This is a genomic window from Streptomyces sp. NPDC006207, from assembly GCF_040613835.1.
In the GTDB taxonomy this organism is placed as follows: Bacteria; Actinomycetota; Actinomycetes; order Streptomycetales; family Streptomycetaceae; genus Actinacidiphila.
This window is the reverse complement of sequence record NZ_JBEXSX010000019.1, coordinates 18,437-39,767: the sequence shown is the minus strand read 5'-3', so window position 1 is coordinate 39,767 and position 21,331 is coordinate 18,437. Positions and strand designations below refer to the sequence as shown.

Genomic DNA, 21,331 nt, shown 5'->3' with positions numbered 1-21,331 from the left:
GCGGGGGCCCCTTCCGCGTACGCAGCCGGAGTTACGCCGGGACGGAGGCCACGCCCGGGGCCAGGAACGGCTTGCCGTTCACCCGCTCCGAGACGCCCTCACGGTCCAGGTACGGCGTGATGCCGCCCAGGTGGAAGGGCCAGCCGGCACCGGTGATCAGGCACAGGTCGATGTCCTGCGCCTCGGCGACGACGCCCTCCTCCAGCATGATCCCGATCTCCTGTGCGACGGCGTCCAGGACGCGGGCGCGCACCTGCTCCTGCGTCAGGACGCTGTCGCCCTGCACCAGGAGCGCGGCGACCTCGGGGTCCAGCTCCGGCTTGAAGCCGTTCTCGGCGGAGTAGACGTAGAAGCCGCGCTTGCCCGCCTTGACGACGGCCGCGAGGTTCGGGGAGACCGTGAAGCGGTCCGGGAAGGCGCGGTTGAGCGTCTCAGAGACGTGCAGACCGATCGCCGGGCCGACCAGCTCCAGCAGCACCAGCGGGGACATCGGCAGGCCGAGCGGCTCGATGGCCTTCTCCGCCGTCTCCACCGGGGTGCCCTCGTCGATGACGTTCTGGATCTCGCCCATGAAGCGGGTGAGGATGCGGTTGACGACGAACGCCGGGGCGTCCTTGGTCAGCACTGCGGTCTTCTTCAGCTTCTTCGCCACGGCGAACGCGGTGGCCAGCGACGCGTCGTCGGTCTGCTCGCCGCGCACGATCTCCAGCAGTGGCAGCACCGCGACCGGGTTGAAGAAGTGGAAGCCGACGACCCGCTCGGGGTGCTTCAGCTTCGAGGCCATCTCGGAGACCGAGAGGGAGGAGGTGTTGGTGGCGAGGATCGTCTCCGGCTTCACCACCGCCTCGACCTCGGCGAACACCTGCTGCTTGACGCCGATCTCCTCGAAGACCGCCTCGATGACGAAGTCCGCGTCGCCGAAGGCGGCGGCCTTGTCGAGGGAGCCGGACACCAGGCCCTTGAGGCGGTTCGCCTTGTCCTGGTTGACCCGGCCCTTGAGCAGCAGCTTGTCGATCTCGCCGTGGACGTAGCCGACGCCCTTGTCCACGCGCTCCTGGTCGATGTCGGTGAGGACCACCGGCACCTCCAGGCGGCGTGCGAAGAGCAGCGCCAGCTGCGAGGCCATCAGACCGGCGCCGACGACGCCCACCTTGGTGACCGGACGGGCCAGGTTCTTGTCCGGGGCACCGGCCGGGCGCTTGCCGCGCTTCTGCACCAGGTTGAAGGCGTAGATGCCGGAGCGCAGCTCGCCGCCCATGATGAGGTCCGCGAGGGCCTCGTCCTCGGCGTCGAAGCCGGCGGACAGGTCACCGTCCTTGGCGGCGGCGATGATGTCCAGCGCGCGGTACGCGGCCGGGGCGGCGCCGTGCACCTTGGAGTCGGCGAAGGCGCGGCCCTTGGCGACGGCCTCGTCCCACGCCGCGCCGCGGTCCACCTCGGGGCGGACGACCTGGATCTCGCCCTTGAGGACGGCGGCCGTCCAGGACAGCGACTGCTCCAGGAAGTCCGCACCGTCGAACAGCGCGTCGGCGATGCCCAGGTCGTAGACCTGACCACCCTTCAGCTGCTTGTTCTGGTTGAGCGAGTTCTCGATGATGACGCTCACCGCGCGCTCGGCGCCGATGAGGTTCGGCAGCAGCGCGCAGCCGCCCCAGCCCGGGACCAGGCCCAGGAAGACCTCGGGGAGGGAGAACGCCGGGATGGCCGAGGAGACGGTGCGGTAGCTGCAGTGCAGGCCGACCTCGACGCCGCCGCCCATGGCCGCGCCGTTGTAGTACGCGAAGGTCGGGACCGCGAGGGACTGCAGACGGCGGAAGACGTCGTGGCCGCCCTTGCCGATCGCCAGCGCGTCCTCACGCCGCTTCAGCAGCTCGACGCCCTTCAGGTCGGCGCCGACCGCGAAGATGAACGGCTTGCCGGTGATGCCGACACCGGCGATCCCGCCGTCCGCGGCCTCCTTCTCGACCTGGTCGAGGGCGGCGCTCAGGTTCGCCAGCGACTGCGGTCCGAAGGTGGTCGGCTTGGTGTGGTCCAGGCCATTGTCCAGGGTGATGAGCGCGAAACGCCCGGCGCCCTGGGGGAGGTCGAGGTGGCGCACCTGCGCCTGCGTCACGACCTCGTCCGGGAACAGCTCGGCCGCTCCCTTGAGGAGCTCGGCGGTGGTGGTCACTTGCTGCCTCCGTCGAAGTGCGGGTTCTCCCAGATCACGGTGCCGCCCATGCCGAAGCCGACGCACATGGTGGTCAGGCCGTAGCGGACGTGCGGCTGCTCCTCGAACTGGCGGGCCAGCTGCGTCATCAGACGGACGCCGGAGGAAGCGAGCGGGTGGCCGAATGCGATGGCGCCACCGTACTGGTTGACGCGCGCGTCGTCGTCGGCGATGCCGTAGTGGTCGAGGAACGACAGCACCTGCACGGCGAACGCCTCGTTGACCTCGAACAGGCCGATGTCGGAGATCGACAGGCCCGCCTTGGCGAGTGCCTTCTCCGTCGCCGGGACCGGGCCGATGCCCATCACCTCGGGCTCGACGCCCACGAAGGCGTAGGAGACCAGACGCATCTTCACCGGGAGCTCCAGCTCCCGGGCGACGTCCTCGGCGGCGATCAGGGAGGCGGTGGCACCGTCGTTCAGACCCGCCGAGTTGCCCGCCGTCACGTTGCCGTGGGCGCGGAACGGGGTCTTGAGGCCCGCCAGGTTCTCCAGCGTGGTGCCCGGGCGCATCGGCTCGTCGGCCGTGGCCAGGCCCCAGCCGGTCTCGCCGCCCTCGGGGGAGGTGCGGCGCACCGAGATCGGCACCAGGTCCTGCTGGATCTTGCCGTTCGCGTACGCCTTCGCCGCCTTCTCCTGGCTGCGCACCGCGTATTCGTCGGCGCGCTGCTTGGTGAGGTGCGGGAAGCGGTCGTGCAGGTTCTCCGCCGTCATGCCCATGAACAGCGCGGACTCGTCGACCAGCTTCTCCGACACGAAGCGCGGGTTGGGGTCCACGCCCTCGCCCATCGGGTGCCGGCCCATGTGCTCCACGCCGCCCGCGAGCGCCACGTCGTACGCGCCGAAGGCGATGCCCCCGGCGACGCTGGTGACCGCGGTCATCGCGCCCGCGCACATGCGGTCGATGGAGAAACCGGGCACCGACTTGGGCAGTCCCGCCAGGATCGCGGCCGTACGGCCCAGGGTCAGGCCCTGGTCGCCGATCTGGGTGGTCGCGGCGATGGCGACCTCGTCGATGAGCTCCGGGGAGAGCGCGGGGTTGCGCCGCAGCAGCTCCCGGATGGACTTGATGACCAGGTCGTCGGCACGGGTCTCGTGGTAGATGCCCTTCGGGCCCGCCTTGCCGAACGGGGTGCGGACGCCGTCGACGAAGACGACGTCCCTAGCGGTACGAGGCACGTTGGCTCTCCTCAAGATGCGGGTTCGCTTGCCGCGGGCAGAAGACGGCGGCTCCGCCGTACATGCTACTCGCGGGTAACCGATGTGCACAGTGCGGGTGTGCGGGGTCACACGTTCGGTCTCCCCCCGGGTTCCCGCGTGCGGCCGTTCCTGCTTTCCGTGGGGTTTCTCCCCCACCCTCCCGCCCTCCCCCCGGCCGAAGGCTGGGGGGAGGGCGGCGGGGAAACCCCAAAGCGCAACCACAACGGTGCCGCACACGACGACGGGCCGCGACGGGCACCCCCTGGGTCACACCGCCGGCGTTGCCGCGAGCGCCGCCGTGAGGATGGGCGTGGTGAGCTCGACCTGCCAGGGGCGCGCGCCGGCGTCCTGGAGGAAGGCCGACACCGACTCGGGGCTGCGGTCCCGCGGGGGCGCCCAGCACAGGCGGCGGACGGTGTCCGGGGTGATGAGGTTCTCCTGGGGGAGGTTCAGCTGCTCCGCCAGTGCCGAGACCGCCGCGCGGGCCGCGGAGAGCCGGGCCGCGGCGGCCGGGTCCTTGTCGGCCCAGGCGCGCGGGGGCGGGGGGCCGGTGTAGGCGGGGCCGGGCTGCGGGAGGTCGCGCTCGGGGATGCTGCGGGCGTGGTCGATCGCGGCCTGCCACTGCTCCAGCTGGCGCCGCCCCATGCGATGCCCGAACCCCGGGAGCGCGGCCAGCGCGTGCGCGTTGGGGGTGGCCTCCAGCGAGGCGGTGACGATCGCGGCGTCGGTGAGGACCCGGCCGGGGGAGACGTCCCGTTCGCGGGCGAGCCGGTCCCGGAGGTTCCACAGTTCCCGCACGACCGCCATCTGACGGCGCCGGCGCACCTTGTGCATGCCGGAGGTGCGGCGCCAGGGGTCGACGCGGGGCGGGGGCGGCGGGGCCGCGGCGATGGCCGCGAACTCCTGCAGTGCCCACTCCAGCTTGCCCTGGGCGCGCAGTTCCTCCTCCAGCGCGTCGCGCAGGTCGACCAGGAGCTCGACGTCGAGCGCGGCGTACCGCAGCCACGGTTCGGGGAGCGGCCGGGTCGACCAGTCGACGGCGGAGTGGCCCTTCTCCAGGGCGTACCCGAGGACGTTCTCCACCATCGCGCCGAGCCCGACCCGGGCGAACCCGGCGAGGCGGCCGGCCAGCTCGGTGTCGAACAGCCGGGCGGGCCGCATGCCGGCCTCGTCGAGGCACGGCAGGTCCTGCGTGGCGGCGTGCAGCACCCATTCCGTGCCGTCGAGCGCGGCGCTCAGCGCCGACAGGTCCGGACAGGCGACGGGGTCGATCAGCGCGGTCCCTGCCCCGGTGCGGCGCAGCTGGACCAGATAGGCCCGCTGACCGTAGCGGTAGCCGGATGCGCGCTCGGCGTCGACGGCGACAGGTCCGGAGCCCGCGGCGAAAGCCGCGACGATGTCGGCGAAGGCCTCCGGGCTGGCGGTCACCGGCGGGATTCCCTCGCGCGGGTCCAGCAGCGGGACCGGCGCCGGGGGTGCTTCTGTTGCGGTCTCTCGGGCGTCGGTCACCAGTCAAGAGTATCTGTGTACAGCAGCCGCCCGCCGACGGAACGTTCCGTCGGCGGGCGCACGCGGGATATGACTTCGATCAGTGGATGATGCCGGTACGCAGCGCTACCGCGACCATGCCCGCGCGGTCACCGGTGCCCAGCTTGCGGGCGATCCGGGCCAGGTGGCTCTTCACGGTCAGCGCCGACAGCCCCATGGAGACGCCGATCGCCTTGTTCGACTGGCCCTCCGCGACCAGCCGCAGCACCTCCACCTCGCGGCCGGACAGTTCGCGGTAGCCGCCGCCGTGGCCGGGGGCACCCGGTGGGCGGCGCTGCAGCCGCTGGCCGGCCGGGCCGAGGGGTACGGCGCCGGGGCGGCCCGGGATGCCGAGGTTGGTGCGGGTGCCGGTGACGACGTAGCCCTTCACACCGCCCGCGAGGGCGTTGCGCACGGCTCCGATGTCGTCGGCGGCGGACAGGGCCAGGCCGTTGGGCCAGCCCGCCGCCCGGGTCTCGGCGAGCAGGGTCAGCCCGGAGCCGTCGGGGAGGTGTACGTCGGCGACGCAGATGTCTCGGGGGGTGCCCACCCGGGGCCTTGCCTCGGCGATGGAGGACGCCTCGATCACGTCGCGTACTCCGAGCGCCCACAAGTGGCGCGTGACGGTGGAACGTACGCGGGGATCGGCGACCACCACCATCGCCGTCGGCTTGTTGGGGCGGTAGGCGACCAGGCTTGTGGGGTGCTCGAGAAGAACCGACACCGGGCCTCCTGGGACATTGGCGGGAAGGGTCACAGGTTCCTTCGGCAGCAACTTCGCCCGGCTTTAGAGAATGATCACGACTTGTTTAGTAACAATTCCGGCAATTCGGACGCGCTGTCGACCAGGGTCGATCGAAGGTGTGAAGATCGCGGTCACCGGGTGTCAGACCTTGTTGACGGCGGTAAAGCGAATGGTCAGCGCGGGCGCGGCGGCCCTCAGCGCGTCTGCTGCGGACCGCGCCGCTTCGGCAGCGGCACCACCGAGGGGCCGCCGCCCGGCTGGGGGCAGGAGGGGTCCGAGGGCGCCGGCGGCAGCCCCGCGCAGGTGCACACCAGGTCGCACCAGGCCGCCAGGTGGGTGGCCATGTCCGGTACGCCGCCATTCACGGCGAGCGGCGTCCACGAGGCCCGGATCTCGATGCGGGTGGAGTCCTCCCGCCCGGCCAGGGCGCCGAAGTGGTGCGAGGAGCTGCGCGAGACCGTGCCGCCCGCCGCGGTGAAGGCCGCGCCGCGGCCCTCCAGGGCACCGGTCAGCCACGACCAGCTGACCTCGGGCAGCAGCGGGTCCGCCGCGATCTCCGGCTCCAGCTCCGCCCGGACGAGGGTGACCAGCCGGAAGGCGCCGTGCCAGCCCTCCTGCCCGTCGGGGTCGTAGAGCAGCACCAGGCGCCCGTCCCCGATCTCCTCGTCGTCGACGACGACCGCCGCCTCCAGGGCGTACGCGTGCGGTGCCAGGCGCTTGGGCGGGGGCACCGGATCGAGCTCCACCTCGTGCCGTACCCGGGCGCGCAGCAGTGCGTCGACCGCGTGCTGGAACGGGAGGGGGGCGTCGTTCCCGTCCGAGAGGTGCCCATGAGCCGCTGCCATGCCCGGAAGCGTAGGCCGAAGGGGGCCCGCAGTGAGGGAGGACACCCGGTCGGGCGGGTCGCCCACTTGGCGCATGCGAAGATTCGGGGGTGAGTGCGCACCAGCAGACCGCTGCTTCCCCCTTCATCCTGGCGTGCCGGCGCCGGCCCGTGCCGCACACCCCCGTGTGGTTCATGCGCCAGGCCGGGCGCTCCCTCCCCGAGTACCTCAAGCTGCGCGAGGGCATCCCCATGCTCGAGTCGTGCATGCGGCCCGACCTCGTCACCGAGATCACGCTGCAGCCCGTACGGCGGCACAAGGTCGACGCGGCGATCTACTTCAGCGACATCGTGGTGCCGCTCAAGGCCATCGGGCTCGACCTCGACATCAAGCCGGGCGTCGGCCCGGTCGTCGAGCAGCCCATCCGCACCAGGGAGGACCTGCAGCGCCTGCGGCCGCTCGACCCGGACGACGTCAAGTACGTCACCGAGGCGATCGGCATGCTCACGGGTGAACTCGGCACGACGCCGCTGATCGGCTTCGCGGGCGCGCCCTTCACCCTGGCGAGCTACCTCGTCGAGGGCGGTCCGTCGCGCAACCACGAGCGCACCAAGGCCCTCATGTACGGAGAGCCCGAGCTGTGGGCGGAGCTCCTGGACCGCCTCGCGGACATCACCTCGGCCTTCCTGAAGGTGCAGATCGAGGCCGGCGCCAGCGCGGTGCAGCTCTTCGACTCCTGGGTCGGCGCGCTCGCCCCCGAGGACTACCGGCGCTACGTCATGCCCGCCTCCGTCAAGGTCTTCCGGGCCGTCGCGGACTACGGCGTGCCCCGCATCCACTTCGGCGTCGGCACCGGCGAGCTGCTCGGGCTCATGGGCGAGGCCGGCGCGGACGTGGTCGGTGTGGACTGGCGCGTCCCGCTGGACGAGGCCGCCCGCAGGGTCGGCCCCGGCAAGGCGCTCCAGGGCAACCTGGACCCCGCGGTGCTCTTCGCCCCGCGCGAGGCGGTGGAGAAGAAGACCCGCGAGGTCCTGTACTCGGCCGGAGCCGCCCCGGGCCACATCTTCAACCTGGGCCACGGCGTCCTGCCCACCACGGACCCCGACGCCCTGACCCGTCTCGTGGACTTCGTCCACACCGAGACGGCCCGCTGACGGCGGTGTCCCCGCGCCGCCCGGCGCGGGGACACCGGGGTCCGCCGCTACTCCCGCGGCTGTGCCCCGCCGTCGCCCGCACCGATCGGCGCGGGCACGGTCACCGGCTGCGGGGGCGCGGCGACGGGGCGCCGGGCGGGCAGCACCCGGCGCAGCAGCCGGAAGCCCAGGTAGCCGAGGAGGGCCAGCGCCGCGAACGGGGCCAGCACGGCGAGGGCGACCAGGAGGGCCCGCAGGGTCAGGTAGAAGGCGTGCCAGCCGCTGCCGAAGGCGCTGCCCACGGTGGCCCAGAAGCCGTCGTCCTCCTTCTCCGGCGCCTCCTTGACGGCCGGCTCCTGCACCTCCAGCGTGATCGTCGCCATCCCGGTCCGCTCCTTGAGCGAAGCCTGCTGGGCCTCCAGCGACTCCAGGTCGGCCTGGCGGGAGCTGAGTTCGCTCTCCAGGGAGACGATGTCGCTGAGCCTCGTCGCCCGGTCCATCAGCTCCCGTACCCGCGCCACGCTCGCCCGCTGCGTCTTGAGCCGGCTCTCGACGTCCACGACCTGGCCGGTGACGTCCTGGGCGTCCACCTTGCGGTTGCGCAGCGTGCCCAGCTCCGACAGGTCGCGCAGCACCCGGTCGTAGCCGTCCGGCGGCACGCGGAGGGTGATGGTGGAGTACTCGCGGCCGTCGTCGTCCAGGCTGGTGCTCTCGTTGCCGACGTAGCCGCCCGTCCCCTCCACGAGCGTGCGCGCCTTGGCCACGGCGCCGGAGACGTTCTTGGCCTCGACCGTCAGCGTCGCCGTGCGCACGATGTAGGACTGCGCCAGGGTCGGGGTCCTTCCCGCCCCGGTGCCGGACCCCTTGCCGGTGGCGTTCTTCGCGTCGCCGTCCGCCCCGGTGGCCGCGGTCTGCGCGCCGGGACGCTCGGCCAGGTCGGGTGCGGCGGCGCCCGCCTTGCCGCCCGCCTCGCTGGAACTGCTGTCGGTGCTGTCGGCGCCGCAGCCGGTGAGCGTGAGGGCGGCGGCCAGTGCCAGGGCGCCGAGGACGGCGGCAAGTGGTCTGCGGGCGGTGGTGGTTGACGTGCTCACAGGGCGTCCCCCCGGGGTCGTTGCGTCTGTTGCCGATTCGACGCGAGGGGCGCGGGGCGGGTTTCGGGTCCGTGATCCCGAAGAGGTCACGGTTAGGGCTCGTTCCGGCGTCTGAGACAGTGGAGCCATGAGCAATACGCAGCCCCGGGCCGGGCATGTGGTGGTCGTGGGCGGCGGGGTCTCCGGACTCGCCGCGGCGCATTTCCTGCTGGAGGACGGCGTGGCACGGGTGACCGTGCTGGAGTCCTCCGGGCGCCTGGGCGGGAAGCTGTACGCGGACGAGATCGCGGGCGTCCCGGTCGACCTGGGCGCCGAGTCGATCCTGGCGCGCCGTCCCGAGGCGGTCGACCTGGCCCGCGCCGTCGGCCTCGGCGACGACCTGGAGGCGCCCGCCACGACGAACGCGGGCCTGTGGACGCGCGGCCGGCTGCGCCCCATGCCCAAGGGCGGCGTCATGGGCGTCCCCGGCGACCTCGGCGCGCTCGCCGCGTCCGGGGTGCTCTCGGCGGCCGGCCTCGCGCGGCTGCCGCTCGACCACGTCCTGCCCCGCACCAAGGTGGGCGAGGACGTGGCGGTGGGCGCCTACGTCGCCGCCCGGCTGGGCCACGAGGTCGTCGACCGGCTCGTCGAACCGCTGCTCGGCGGGGTGTACGCGGGCAACGCGTACGAGATCTCGCTGCGCGCCGCCATCCCGCAGCTGTACGAGGGCGCGCGCGGCGGCCGCTCGCTGATCGAGGCCGTCCGCGAGAGCCAGCGCAAGGCCGCCGCCGCGCGGCAGAACGGCCCCGTCTTCGCCGGCATCCGCGGAGGCGTCGGGCGGCTGCCGGTCGCCGTCGCCACGGCCTGCCGGGCCGCCGGTGCCCGCATCGAGACCGACGCCCCGGTGCGGACGCTGCGCCGCACCCCCGACGGCTGGGAGGTCGCCTTCGACCACGACGGCACCCGCGAGACGCTGTCTGCGGACGCGGTCGTGCTCGCCGTGCCGGCCCCGGCCGCCGCCAAGCTGCTGGCCGCCGAGTCACCGGGCGCCGCCGCCGAGCTCTCGACGGTGGAGTACGCCAGCGTCGCCCTGGTCACCATGGCCTTCCGGCGCCGCGAGATCGCCCACGCGCTGCCCGGCAGCGGCTTCCTCGTCCCGCCGGTGGACGGGCGCACCATCAAGGCGTCCACGTTCTCCGCCCAGAAGTGGCACTGGAGCGGCGCCGCCGACCCAGACGTCTACGTCCTGCGCACCTCGATCGGCCGGCACGGCCAGGAGGCCGACCTCGCGTGGGACGACACCGACCTCGTCCGCCTCTCCCGCCAGGACCTCGGCGAGGCCGTTGGGCTCACCGCGGCCCCGGTCGCGGCCCGTGTCACCCGCTGGGACGGCGGCCTGCCGCAGTATCCGGTCGGCCACCTGGCCCGGGTCGCGCGGCTGCGCGAGCACGTCGCGAAGCTGCCCGGCCTCGAGGTGTGCGGCGCCCTCTACGAGGGCGTCGGCATCCCGGCCTGCGTCGCGAGCGCGCGCGGCGCGGCCACGCAGGTCCTGGGCACCCTGCGGCGGGCGGCGGAACCGGACGCGGGACAATAGCCCCATGACCGACTCCACTGCATCCGCCGCCCCCGCCAAGGCCTCCAACGCCGGCAAGAAGGCCAAGGACCTCAACGAGGTCATCCGCTACACCCTCTGGTCGGTGTTCCGGCTGCGCGACGTCCTGCCCGACGACCGCACCCGCTACGCGGAGGAGGTGGAGGAGCTCTTCGAGCAGCTCGCCGAGAAGGACGTCACGGTCCGCGGCACGTACGACCTGTCCGGGCTGCGCGCCGACGCGGACGTCATGATCTGGTGGCACTCCGAGACCGCCGACGCCCTCCAGGACGCGTACAACCGCTTCCGCCGCACCATGCTGGGGCGCCTGCTGGAGCCCGTCTGGTCGAACATGGCCCTGCACCGCCCGGCGGAGTTCAACAAGAGCCACATCCCCGCCTTCCTCGCCGACGAGACGGCCCGCGACTACGTCTCCGTCTACCCCTTCGTCCGCTCCTACGACTGGTACCTCCTCCCCGACGAGGACCGCCGCCGCATGCTGGCCGACCACGGCAAGATGGCGCGGGGCTACCCGGACGTGCGGGCGAACACGGTGGCGTCGTTCTCGCTGGGCGACTACGAGTGGATCCTGGCCTTCGAGGCGGACGAGCTGCACCGCATCGTGGACCTGATGCGTCATCTGCGGGCCTCGGAGGCGCGTATGCACGTCCGCGAGGAGGTGCCGTTCTACACGGGTCGTCGTAAGACGGTGGCGGATCTGGTGGCGGGTCTGGCCTGAGGCCCGGCCCCGCGCGGGGGCTTTCCGGGGTGGCGGGTGCCGGGCGGAGTCCGGCGGGCCGGTCGAAGCCCGGGAGGCCCCTTGGGGCCGAGCGGTGCGAGGGCGGCTGTGGGGGAGGGGCCACGGGTCGTTAAGTCCGTGGCGGATCTGGTGGCGGGTCTGGCCTGAGGTCCGGCCCCGCGCGGTGCGTCAGCTCAGGGCGGCGCGGAGGGCGGGGTCGGGGAGGGCGGAGGGGCCCCGGACGGCGACGGCGGTGAGGAGCTGCCGGCGGTCGTCGGGGGCCGGGCCGTCGGGGACGTCGACGGCACGCAGCAGCTCGCGGCCCGCGGGGGCGGCCCAGTGGGTGTAGGGGTGGATCTCGAAGCGCGCGATGGCCAGGCAGCCCAGGGTGACCAGCAGCGGGAGCGCGAACCACGGCAGCAGGGACCGGCCGGCGGGGCTGAGGGTCGTCGCGGCGGCCAGCATGGCCAGGATGAGGGCGGAGGCCGCGCGGACCTCGCGGATGCCGGTGGAGATCGACTCCCGGGCCGCGGGAGGCACCGCGAGCCCCGCGTCGGCGAGGCCCTGCGCCAGGGCGCGGACCCCGTCGGAGGTCGCGTGCGCCGTGCGTATCGCGGGGACGGGGGCCTGACCCTCGGGGCCGGTGGCGGCGATCAGGGAGCGCTCGATGGCGTCCCGGCCGTCCGGGTCGACGACGGTCGCCCATCCCGTCCTGGCGAGCAGCAGACGCCGTTCGCGCCCCATCGTGACCATCGCCAGTTCGGTGACCCGGCGCGGTCCGCCGGACAGGAAGGCCATCTCGTAGAGCCCGAGCGCGTGGTCGGCGGCCGGTGCGGCGGCCCCGTCAGGCAGATCGGCCGCGGCGACCGCCGCCCTGCACAGGCGTGTGCAGGAGGCGATCGCCGCGGCCCAGGCCACGAGGAGGAAGAGCATCCACATGGGGGAGTTGTAGCCGACCCCCGTGGGGGTCCGCCCGCGGTTTCCCGAATCGGGGGCGGCGCGGGCTACCGCGTCAGCCGCAGTTGCGGTTGCCGTTGATGCAGCTGACGACCTGGTTCATCAGGCGGGTCGGCATGAAGTTGGCGAAGTCCGCGTGGTCCGTGACCGGCTTGTGCAGCTGCTCGGGGAAGCTGTCGAGCGCGTAGTTCGGGCCCTGCGGGACCTTGTAGGTGAGCCGCATCTTCAACTGGGGCACGGCCTTGAAACCGGCCTGGCACTGCCCGGCACCGTCGGGGAAGACGATGTGCGTGCGGTGGTTGGCGCTGTCGACGTTGGTCCCGTCCCAGCAGCTGGGGAAGTTCAGCGTGCGGACCACCCGGCTGCCCTGCGGGCACAGCGGGTACTTGTCGGTGAGCTGGCGGTTCTCGAAGCCGGTGCAGCTCCACGACGCCTTGGCGTTGGCGACGCCGTTGGTGAAGGACTTGGCGTCACCCATGATGATCCGCAGCGTGGACGGCATCGCCACCACCTTGGCCCTCGGGTTGCCCCCGAAGAGCAGCTGCACCGAGGTGGCCTGCAGGATGGTGCCGGTGTTGCCGTCGGCGTCCGGCGCGTCGTTGGCGGAGCGGGTGCGCAGCACCGGCCAGAAGTACGCCGACTTGTCCCCGCGGGCGCAGGTGGTGCCGGCCGCGGCCAGGGACTCGTTGGTCGAGAAGCCGTCGGTGCTCAGGTTGCCGACATAGTCGTGGACGTGGTGCGCGCCGTTGGCGACGCCGGGGGCCACGATGAAGTTGTCGGGGTTGTGGTGCTTGTTCTCGTTGCGGCCGCAGCGCGCCGTGAACGTGCCGCGCGAGGCGCCCCGCTGGTTCGCCGCCCGCTGGACGTTGGGCTGGACGGAGCGGATGTCGGCGAAGTCCTCGGGGGCGGGGCCGTTGGTCTGCGTGCCGCCGCCGGCGGGCGCGGACGCAGAGGCCGAGGCCGAGGCGGACGCCGAGGGGGCCGCGGAGCCGTTCTGGCCGCCGTTGTTCTGCCCGCCGTTGTTCTGGCCCCCGTTGTCCGCCTTGGTGCTGTTCCCCGGGCTGGGGCTCTGCCAGCCGCCCGAGTGACCGGAGTTGGACCGCCAGTGGGCCGAGGCCGAACCGGTGACCAGGGCGAAGGTGCCGCCGGAGCCGAGCAGTGCCAGCACGGCTATCAGCACGAGTTGCTTGGTGCTCAACCTGCGCCGGTGGTTCATGTGTTGTCGTGTGGGCATCGGATCGCTCATTTCTACTGCGACGGCTGGGGGGACGAAGCCGCTGGGGGAAGTGAGTACGTCGGGGACGGGGTGACGATGAAGGTCGGCTCACCGGGAGCGGGGGAGACCGGCACCGCCGCACCGGGGTTGGTGGGGCTGGCGGTCGTGTCCACGGCGACCTGGTCGAAGTTGACCAGTCCGGTCTTCTCCAGGACGGTGATGTGGTCGAGCACCGTCGCGTTCGCCTGGTCCGCCAGTTCGCGCACCAGCGAATTGCGGGTGGTGGCGCGTACCTGGGCCACGACCGAGAACACCTGGCCGTGGGCGAGCCTCAGGATATTCGCGAACTTCTGGTCGAAATCCGGTCCGGTCGCCGCGGACATGGTGGCCAGAAAGCCCATTTGCTGTGCTGTGGGCTGGTTGGGCAGAGTGATGCCCAATTGGGGCGCGATCGTGCGGCACGTCGAGTCGAGGTTCGTGTGCCCGTCGATCAGGTGCTGCCCCGCGCGCTTGACCGCAGGCGTCGTCCCCTTCTGCAGGGCCATCTGCCCGGCGGGGAACTCCCACAGGCCGGCCAGCCGGACCTTGGTGACGAAGGTGCGGTCCAGCTGGGTGAGCGGACCGTACTGCGTGGACACGGTCTGGGCGCCGGCCGCGGTCACGGCGGGGCTGTTCAGCCCGGACATGACGGGGTAGGCCAGCGCGGCGAGGGTGACCACGAGAGCCCCGACCACGAGGCTGAGTCCGGTGGCGTAACGGGTGGATCGCATGGGACCGCACGTTAGTGCGTTTGAAGCGTCCAAGGCGAGGAACAGTCACGTATTCGCGAATTCCAGGAATCCGGGCCCGGTCCTTGGTACGTTGTTTCCTTTTCGCGCTCGATGGGCTCCGCCGCCATTCCCGCCGCAGGTCGGAGGCCCTTGGAAAAAGATTATGGCAGCTTTGAACGGAGCGTGTCCCGCATACGTATGAATACGTGTGAGGGCTGTCGCGGCGCCGGGAAAACCCTTCCGCGCAGACGCTGCCGCCAGGCCGCGAGCGGTGCCGGACCCGAGCGTTCGCGCCACCACGCGGCCAGCCGCCTGGTGACCGCGGGGTCGTGCGGGCCGTCCCCGTCGAGGACGTACGCGGCGAAGGCCATGGCGTCGTGGCGGTAGCCCCCGTCGAGCGGCCGCAGCGCGGCGTAGCGCAGGAACTGCGGCCGGTACGCGGCCCCCAGGATCTCCGGCAGCTCCGGCGCCACCTTGGCGACGATGCCGGCGCGCTTGGCGGCCAGCGCGCGGCTCTGCACACCGATCCGGGTCCGGTCGAAGCCCTCCGGCACCGGCGTCCCGGCCACGAGAGCCGACAACAGCGCGGTCTGGCGCAGCGCGAGGCGCTGACGGGCCGCCCCGGGCGCCGCGGCGACCCCTGCGGGCACGGCCGGCGGCACGTCCGCCCGCCCGCCCGTGCCCGCGTCCACCACGCGGCGTATCGCGGCCAGTTCGCGGGCCAGTTCGCCGCCGGCGGGGAAGTCGTCGTCGCGCTCCAGCAGCACGCCGGGCGGGCAGGCCCGCTCGTACAGCGCCGCCAGCACGTCCAGGACGGCCTCGGGGACGGGGTGCGCGTGGCTGTCGTGCCACACGCCGTCCTTCTCGACACCGCCCGCCACGTGGACGTAGGCGATGGCGTGCACCGGCAGCGCGTCGAGTGCGGCGAGGGGGTCCTCGCCGCGGTTGACGTGGTTGGTGTGCAGGTTGGCGACGTCGATCAGCAGGCGTACCCCGGTCCGCTCGACGAGCTCGGCGAGGAAGGCCCCCTCGCTCATCTCCTCGTCCGGCCAGGCCACCAGCGCCGCGATGTTCTCCAGCGCGAGCGGCACCGGCAGCGCGTCCTGCGCGATGCGCACGTTCTCGCACAGGACGTCCAGCGCGTCCCGGGTCCGCGGCACGGGCAGCAGGTGCCCCGCCTCCAGGTGCGCCGAGCCCGTCAGCTCCCCGCCGCCGCGCACGAAGGCGATGTGCTCGGTGACCAGCGGGGCGCCCAGCGCCTGCGCGCGCTGCGCGAGCGCGGTCAGCCGGTCCGCGCCGGGCCGCTCGGCGCCCCCGAGGCCGAGCGAGACACCGTGCGGGACGACCGTGACACCGCGCTCGCGCAGCCGCAGCAGGGAGTCGGGGAGATGACCCGGGCAGACGTTCTCGGCGACCGCCTCGACCCAGTCGACACGGCCGGCCTCCGCCAGCGCCTCGACCGCCGCCGCGATCTCCGGCCGCCAGCCGATGCCCGTGCCCAGATACGAGTGCTCCATGCGCCCCCCTTCCTCCTGCCGGGGTTCTGGCCCCGCGCACGGCGGGTGAACCCCGCGGGGGCGGGTTTCAGAGCTTGATTTGAGCTTGGGGCCTCAGCGGCGCAGCGCCGGGTGGTCCGCCACGACGGTGCACGACCCCGGGGCGATCTCGGTGAACCCGGCGTCCCGCACCACGGGCAGCCCGGAGGCGGTGAGCGTCTCCCAGCCGGCCTGCGGCGCCGTGCGCACGGCCAGCGGGAAACCGGCCTCGCGCCACTGCGCGCGCTCGGCGGGGGGCAGTGCGAGCCAGGCGAGCTGGGCGCCGTGCCCGGCCTGCGCCATGGTCTTGCCGGCCGACATCTGCACCCCGGGGTTGAGCCAGAGCACCGGCGTCCCGGTCTCCGGCCCGGCGGGCGGCTCCGGGTCCTCCAGTTCCGTCCCGGACACCTGCAGCCGCGCCAGGTCCTTGGGCCAGCCGTCCAGCGGAACCGGCGGGAAGACGCGGACCTCGGCGGACTTGCCGGTGACCGTGATGCCGGGCAGCGCCTCGGCCCGCTGCCACTCGGCGCCGCGCGCCCGCCGTACGACCTTGCGGATGCGGGCGTCCTCCCAGCCCCGTACCGCCCCGGCCCACTCCCCGTCCGCGGCGGTGGCGCGCTCGTCGGAGCGCAGCAGGAGCACGGCACGGGCGGCCGTCTCCAGCGCGTCGGTCCGCGCCGGCGGGGCGGTCCGCTCGATGCGGACGACCAGGGGGAGGACGAACTGGGGAGCGGCGTCGCGAGGATCGGTTGTCACCTCGACAGTCTGCCACCCGCCCCGCAAGAGCTTGTCGGAGCCGATCCCTCCGGGCCAGGATGCCGGGGTGCACAGCGACCTCTTCGCGACCGAGAACACGGCGCAGCCGGCTACCGAGCCCGGCATGACCCTCCAGAACGCCAAGTCGATCAAGTACGCGGTGAACGGCGAGTGCCTGGCGCGCCAGGGCTCGATGATCGCCTTCCGGGGCAACCTGCAGTTCGAGGTGAAGGGGCAGGGCGTCGGCAAGTTCCTCAAGCGCGCCTTCACCGGTGAGGGCCTGCCGCTGATGTCGGTGCGCGGCCAGGGCGAGGCCTGGTTCGCGCACGAGGCCGCCAACTGCTTCGTCATCGACCTCGACCCCGGCGACAGCCTCACCATCAACGGCCGCAACGTGCTGGTCTTCGACTCGACCCTCTCCTACGAGATAAAGGTCGTGAAGGGCGCGGGCATGGCCGGCGGCGGCCTGTTCAACAGCGTCTTCACCGGGCACGGCCGGCTCGGCGTGATGTGCGAGGGCAACCCGATCGTCATCCCGGTCACCCCGCAGGCCCCGGTGTACGTCGACACCGACGCGGTCGTCGGCTGGAGCGCCCAGCTGCAGACCTCCCTGCACCGTTCGCAGAGCTTCGGCTCGATGCTGCGCGGCGGCTCCGGCGAGGCGGTGCAGCTGATGCTGCAGGGGGAGGGCTTCGTCATCGTCCGGCCGAGCGAGTCCCAGCCCCACCAGCCGTCCAACTGACGTGCGGCTGGAGGCGGTCGGCCGCCGGTACGGGGCGCGCGGGCCCTGGGTGCTGCGCGGCGTCGATCTCGACGTGCCCGGGGGACGGGTGCTGCGCGTCGAGGGGGCGAACGGCAGCGGCAAGTCCACGGTCCTGCGGATCCTCGCCGGCATCGACCGCCCCACCACGGGCCGGGTCAGCGGTCGCCCGCGCACCGCGTACGTGCCCGAGCGGTTCCCGCCGGCACTGCCCTTCGACGCGCACGGCTACCTCGTGCACCTGGGGCGGGTGCACGGGCTCGGCAGCCGCACCGCCGCCCGGCGGGCCGAGCAGTGGCTGGAGTGCTTCGGCATCGCCGGGTACGCCCGGACCCCGCTCGCCGAGGTGTCCAAGGGCACCTGCCAGAAGGTCGCGGTGGCCCAGGCGCTGGTGGCCGAGCCGGAACTCCTCGTCCTCGACGAGGCGTGGACGGGGCTCGACCGGGACGCGCGCACCGTCCTGGACGACGCCGTGCGCGCCCGCAGCGCCGCCGGCGGCACGGTCGTCCTCGTCGACCACGACCCGCGCCGGCTGGCCGGCGACATCACGGAGGTCCACCGCGTCGAGGGCGCCCGGCTCGTGTCGGTGCCCCTGGACGCCGCCGCCGGGCCGCGCGTCGTCATCGAGGCCACCGGCGGCGGGCAGCCGCCGGCCGGGCTCGCGTACGAGCCCGCCGCGCCCGGCACGCTCCGGGTGACCGTCCCGGCCGCCGGGTCCGACGCCGTCCTGCGGCGGCTCCTTACCGCCACGCCGCCCTGGCACATCCGGGCGGTCCGCCCCGCGGAGCCGCCCGCGCAGCCGTCCACGGAGTCCTCATGACCGCCCTGCTGCGCTACCGGACCGCCGTGCTCCTGCGGTCCTTCCGCTGGCTGCCGCCGCTGCTGCTCCACGTCGCCGTCATGGGGATCGGGCTGGCCGGGGGACCGCAGCCGCTGCTGGACTCCCTCGGCTGGAGCGCCGCCGCGCTGCTCCCGGCCGCGGCCTGGCTGGTGCGGGTCAGCGTGACGGCCGAGCCGCCGGCCGCCCGCGCCTGCGTGGCGGCCGCCGCCGGGCCGGGGCGGGCCCACACAGCGGGCGTCCTGGCGGCGCTGCTGTGCTCGGTGGTGCTGGGCACCGCGGGCACCGCCGTGGTCCTCGGCATCGCCGACCCCCGCACCACGGACCACCTCAAGGCCATCCCGGTGGTCCCGGCGGCCGTGGCCGGTCTCCTGGCCGCCCTGGTGAGCGCGCTGCTCGGCACCGCCGTCGGCGCGCTCACCAACCCCCCGGTGCTGCTCCGCCCCGGATGGGCGGTGCCCGTCACGGCCCTCACCGCGGTCCTGGTCCTCGTCGCCGCCGGATCGCCCGCCAACGCGGCGGTCACCGGGCTCGTCACCGGTTCCCGTACCGGCGCGGTCCCGTTCCCGCTGGTGCCCCTCCTGCTCGCGGCGCTCGCCGCCGCGGGCGCCGGCCTGCTCGCGGCGACGCTCAGCGCACGCCGCGGGTAAGGGGCGGGGGCGCGGCCGCTCAGCCCTCCAGGGCCATCCGGACGCCCAGCGCGACCAGCACGCCACCGGACACCGCCTCCAGGCGGCGCCGCACCGCGGCGCGACTGAACACCGCCCTCAGGCGGTCGACGAACCAGACGTACGCCCCGTAGTAGCCGACCTCGTAGACCGCCCACAGCGCCGCGAGCGCCACCATCGCGGGGAGCTGGGGCGCGCCGGAGGGCACGAACTGCGGCAGGAACGACATCGCGAAGACCGCCGCCTTGGGATTGGCCAGGTTCATGCCGAGCCCGGCGCGGTAGGCCGCCCACGGCGTCAGCGTCACGTCCTCACCCGCCGCGGCCCGCTCGGGATCCGGGCCGCGGCGGGCGGCACGCAACGCCTGGACGCCGAACCAGATCAGGACGGCGGCGCCGACGACCCGCACGACGTCGTAGGCGAGCTGTGAGGCCGCGAGGAGCGCGGTGAGGCCGAAGGCGGCGCACAGCCCCCAGACGAACACACCGGTCTCGTTGCCGAGGACGGTCGCGAAGCCGGCCCGGCGGCTGCGCAGGGAGTGCCTGATGATCAGCACCGTGCTCGGCCCGGGGGCCGCGGCGATCAGGGTGCAGGCACCGAGGAAGGGCAGCAGGACGCTCAGCATCCCGTCATGGTGCTGCAGCGGGACCCTCGCGCACCAGCCGGTTTCCGTGCGCCGTGGCGTCCTGCCGGCCCTGCCCCGCGCCGTCGCCGCCGGCGGGGCCACCGCCACCGGACAGCCGCATCGCGACGCAGGCCCCGGCGTACAGCACGGCCACCAGGATCAGCAGCGCGCGGTAGCCGGTGAGCAGCGCCAGGTACTCCAGGGTGCCGCCGGTCAGCGCGCCCAGGAGGTTGGCGCCGAAGGCGGCGGTCGGGTCCGGTGCCTGGGCGAGGCGGTCGGAGAAGATCAGGTTGGCGCAGAAGATCGGCGCGAAGGCGAGCGCGACGGCCGCCGCCAGCCGTGCCGCGAAGGGCAGCGACAGCACGGCCTGCGCCGGGACCAGCCAGCCGACGGCGAGCGTGACGAAGAGCAGGATCTGCAGGGCCGTCTGGTTGAGCCGGCGCATGCGGCGCCGCACCTCGACGGCGGCCAGCACCGCCAGCAGCACCCCGATGAAGACCAGCGCGTTCACCAGCCAGGTGGTGCCGAAGTACAGGGCGAAGCCGATGACGTTCTTGGTCTCCAGCAGCAGGAAGGCCGCGCCCATCAGGAACATGTCGGCGTAGCGCAGCGTCCCGCGCAGCCGCACCCCAGCCAGCCGCACCGAGATCACGGTGACCAGCAGGATCAGGCCGAGCGCGCCGAGGTAGAGGCTCGGCACGGTGCGGTGCAGGAGGTAGGGGAACGGGTGGTCGTCGTCCGCGGGCGGCGGCACCGGCCCGCTGGCCCGCCAGACCGTCCCGCACGTCTGGTCGGCCGGCGTCAGCCCGGCCACGAGGACCGCGGCGCGCTTGCTGTACTCCGTCATGCACGGGGCGTGCCCGAAGACCTGGTCCAGGCTTCCCGCGAAGCGGTCGATCAGCCAGTTCTGGCGGTAGTAGTTGTACATCGCGAACGCGCCGCCGGGCGCGAGGTGGTCACGTGCCGACTCGAAGGCCTGCTTGGTGAAGAGGTAGCTCTCCAGCCGCAGGTTGCTCGCGCCCGACACCAGCGTCAGCGAGTCGGGCAGCGCCAGCACGACGAGGTCGTACTTCGTCTTCGTCCGCTCCAGGAAGGCCCGCCCGTCGTTGATGTGGACGTGCACCCGCGGGTTCTCGTACGGCCGCGCGGGGTGCAGCTGCGCCCCGATCTCCTGCAGCCGCGGGTCGATCTCGACGGCGTCCACGTACTGCGCGCCGTTGGCCAGGGCGACGGCGACGTCGTTGCCGTTGCCCGCGCCGATCACCAGCACCTTGCGGTGCGGATTGTCCGGGGTCTCCCGGTAGGCCTGCTCGTACGGCGAGTTGGGCTGCTGCAGCACCTTCAGCGGCGCGATGCTCTGGTGCGGCACGCCGTTGGCGGCGATCTTGTACGTCCGGGAACTGGTGCCCGGCTCCGGGCGGGTCAGCTCGATCTTGTAGTACGGCGACCAGGACACCCCCGGCGCCAGCGACTCGAAGAGCAGCGCCAGGACCATCGCCGCCAGCGGCAGCGCGTACCGCAGCGTGTTCCGCCGGCCGCCGAGGACCAGCAGCGCCGCAGCGGCGATCAGCCCCCACACCAGGGAGGGCGCGCGCAGCCAGGACACCCCCGCGAAGGCCACGGAACCGGTCAGCGAGCCGAGCAGGTCCCACCGGTACGCCTCCAGCGACGGCAGTTGCCGGAACAGATCGGCGGTGATCTTGCCGATCGCCATCATCGCGAACGCCACCAGCAGGAAGAGCACCGGCAGCGTCACCCACTGCGGCAGCCCGGTGGTCCTCACCGCCGTGAAGTAGATGATGTCGCCGCTGCTCTGCCGCACCTGGACAGGGAACTCCCGCACCAGCACCACGAGCACGGCCAGCGGCAGCGGCGCCCACCGCTTGAGCCACCGGCCGCGTTCCGCCGCGATCAGGAAGCCCAGCCCGATCCCCAGGAACGAGCCGAGCAGGATGAAGTTGGAGAAGTAGCTCAGATGGACGACGTTCGCGCCCGCCCACCGGATCAGCGCCAGTTCGACGAAGAGCATGGTGGCGCTGGCCAGCAGCAACCTGGCCCGTACGTGGTGTTCCATGCCGGGCCACGTTGCCACCCGGTGGGCGGGGAGTCGACGGACGCGCCCCGCGTGGCGCGTCCGCCCCACGCGAGGGGCCTAGCCGTCGGATTTCG

19 protein-coding genes are annotated in these 21,331 nt (G+C 73.2%); 6 read left to right on the top strand and 13 right to left on the bottom strand.

Annotated elements, in window-relative coordinates; genetic code table 11:
- Window positions 1–31: 31 nt before the first annotated feature.
- The 5 genes from ABZ312_RS17475 to ABZ312_RS17455 form a co-directional block, all read right to left on the bottom strand.
- Window positions 32–2,170, bottom strand: a complete 2,139-nt coding sequence (locus ABZ312_RS17475) for a 3-hydroxyacyl-CoA dehydrogenase NAD-binding domain-containing protein (RefSeq protein ID WP_500438071.1) — start codon at window positions 2,168–2,170, stop codon at window positions 32–34.
- Window positions 2,167–3,387: a thiolase family protein gene (locus ABZ312_RS17470; protein WP_500321816.1), complete on the bottom strand. Its 1,221-nt coding sequence runs from the start codon at window positions 3,385–3,387 to the stop codon at window positions 2,167–2,169. Before ABZ312_RS17470 ends, ABZ312_RS17475 begins: the two co-directional genes overlap by 4 nt.
- A 288-nt stretch (window positions 3,388–3,675) precedes the next feature.
- Window positions 3,676–4,917 (bottom strand): HRDC domain-containing protein, encoded by a 1,242-nt coding sequence (locus ABZ312_RS17465; RefSeq protein ID WP_500321815.1) that lies wholly within the window; start codon window positions 4,915–4,917, stop codon window positions 3,676–3,678.
- Between the two features lie 79 nt (window positions 4,918–4,996).
- Window positions 4,997–5,659, bottom strand: a complete 663-nt coding sequence (locus ABZ312_RS17460) for a response regulator transcription factor (RefSeq protein WP_018563211.1) — start codon at window positions 5,657–5,659, stop codon at window positions 4,997–4,999.
- Between the two features lie 215 nt (window positions 5,660–5,874).
- On the bottom strand, window positions 5,875–6,525 hold the full coding sequence (locus ABZ312_RS17455) for a DUF3000 domain-containing protein (RefSeq protein WP_500321814.1): 651 nt from the start codon (window positions 6,523–6,525) through the stop codon (window positions 5,875–5,877).
- An 89-nt stretch (window positions 6,526–6,614) separates the two neighbouring features.
- Between ABZ312_RS17455 and hemE the strand changes: the two genes are divergently transcribed.
- Window positions 6,615–7,658, top strand: a complete 1,044-nt coding sequence (gene hemE, locus ABZ312_RS17450) for a uroporphyrinogen decarboxylase (RefSeq protein WP_499514595.1) — start codon at window positions 6,615–6,617, stop codon at window positions 7,656–7,658.
- 47 nt (window positions 7,659–7,705) lie between these two features.
- Here hemE and ABZ312_RS17445 read toward each other — a convergent pair whose 3' ends face one another.
- Window positions 7,706–8,728 (bottom strand): DUF4349 domain-containing protein, encoded by a 1,023-nt coding sequence (locus tag ABZ312_RS17445; RefSeq protein ID WP_500321813.1) that lies wholly within the window; start codon window positions 8,726–8,728, stop codon window positions 7,706–7,708.
- A 127-nt stretch (window positions 8,729–8,855) separates the two neighbouring features.
- Here ABZ312_RS17445 and hemG point away from each other — a divergent pair, with 127 nt between their 5' ends.
- Both hemG and hemQ read left to right on the top strand, forming a co-directional pair.
- Window positions 8,856–10,301: a protoporphyrinogen oxidase gene (hemG, locus tag ABZ312_RS17440; RefSeq protein WP_500321812.1), complete on the top strand. Its 1,446-nt coding sequence runs from the start codon at window positions 8,856–8,858 to the stop codon at window positions 10,299–10,301.
- Between the two features lie 4 nt (window positions 10,302–10,305).
- Window positions 10,306–11,037 carry a hydrogen peroxide-dependent heme synthase gene (hemQ, locus tag ABZ312_RS17435; RefSeq protein ID WP_500438069.1) on the top strand — a complete coding sequence of 244 codons (732 nt, stop codon included), beginning with the start codon at window positions 10,306–10,308 and terminating at the stop codon, window positions 11,035–11,037.
- A gap of 189 nt (window positions 11,038–11,226) precedes the next feature.
- Here the strand turns inward: hemQ and ABZ312_RS17430 are convergent, their stop codons facing one another.
- From ABZ312_RS17430 to ABZ312_RS17410, 5 genes are all read right to left on the bottom strand, one after another.
- Window positions 11,227–11,976, bottom strand: a complete 750-nt coding sequence (locus ABZ312_RS17430; protein WP_500438067.1) for a TIGR04222 domain-containing membrane protein — start codon at window positions 11,974–11,976, stop codon at window positions 11,227–11,229.
- Window positions 11,977–12,049: 73 nt separating this feature from the next.
- Window positions 12,050–13,228: a DUF1996 domain-containing protein gene (locus ABZ312_RS17425; protein ID WP_500438065.1), complete on the bottom strand. Its 1,179-nt coding sequence runs from the start codon at window positions 13,226–13,228 to the stop codon at window positions 12,050–12,052.
- Window positions 13,229–13,242: 14 nt separating this feature from the next.
- Complete coding sequence (locus ABZ312_RS17420; RefSeq protein ID WP_500321809.1) at window positions 13,243–13,980, bottom strand: DUF4142 domain-containing protein; 738 nt, start codon at window positions 13,978–13,980, stop codon at window positions 13,243–13,245.
- Window positions 13,981–14,141: 161 nt separating this feature from the next.
- Complete coding sequence (locus ABZ312_RS17415; protein WP_500358443.1) at window positions 14,142–15,497, bottom strand: MbnB/TglH/ChrH family RiPP precursor modification enzyme; 1,356 nt, start codon at window positions 15,495–15,497, stop codon at window positions 14,142–14,144.
- Window positions 15,498–15,590: 93 nt separating this feature from the next.
- Window positions 15,591–16,397, bottom strand: coding sequence for an aminoacyl-tRNA hydrolase (locus tag ABZ312_RS17410; protein WP_500321807.1), 807 nt, complete (start codon window positions 16,395–16,397; stop codon window positions 15,591–15,593).
- Between ABZ312_RS17410 and ABZ312_RS17405 the strand changes: the two genes are divergently transcribed.
- Genes ABZ312_RS17405 through ABZ312_RS17395 form a run of 3 tightly spaced genes read left to right on the top strand, consistent with a single transcriptional unit; the run spans window position 16,339 to window position 18,519 of the window.
- Window positions 16,339–17,013 carry an AIM24 family protein gene (locus ABZ312_RS17405; protein ID WP_500321806.1) on the top strand — a complete coding sequence of 225 codons (675 nt, stop codon included), beginning with the start codon at window positions 16,339–16,341 and terminating at the stop codon, window positions 17,011–17,013. The genes ABZ312_RS17410 and ABZ312_RS17405 overlap by 59 nt on opposite strands.
- Window position 17,014: 1 nt before the next feature.
- Complete coding sequence (locus ABZ312_RS17400; protein ID WP_500438063.1) at window positions 17,015–17,851, top strand: ABC transporter ATP-binding protein; 837 nt, start codon at window positions 17,015–17,017, stop codon at window positions 17,849–17,851.
- Complete coding sequence (locus ABZ312_RS17395) at window positions 17,848–18,519, top strand: ABC transporter (protein ID WP_500321804.1); 672 nt, start codon at window positions 17,848–17,850, stop codon at window positions 18,517–18,519. Before ABZ312_RS17400 ends, ABZ312_RS17395 begins: the two co-directional genes overlap by 4 nt.
- 19 nt (window positions 18,520–18,538) lie before the next feature.
- On the opposite strand, the gene ABZ312_RS17390 is transcribed toward ABZ312_RS17395, so the two are convergent.
- Together ABZ312_RS17390 and ABZ312_RS17385 are read right to left on the bottom strand one after the other, a co-directional pair.
- Window positions 18,539–19,162 carry a LysE family translocator gene (locus ABZ312_RS17390; RefSeq protein WP_500321802.1) on the bottom strand — a complete coding sequence of 208 codons (624 nt, stop codon included), beginning with the start codon at window positions 19,160–19,162 and terminating at the stop codon, window positions 18,539–18,541.
- A gap of 4 nt (window positions 19,163–19,166) precedes the next feature.
- Window positions 19,167–21,236: a spermine/spermidine synthase domain-containing protein gene (locus tag ABZ312_RS17385; RefSeq protein ID WP_500438061.1), complete on the bottom strand. Its 2,070-nt coding sequence runs from the start codon at window positions 21,234–21,236 to the stop codon at window positions 19,167–19,169.
- Window positions 21,237–21,331: the final 95 nt, after the last annotated feature.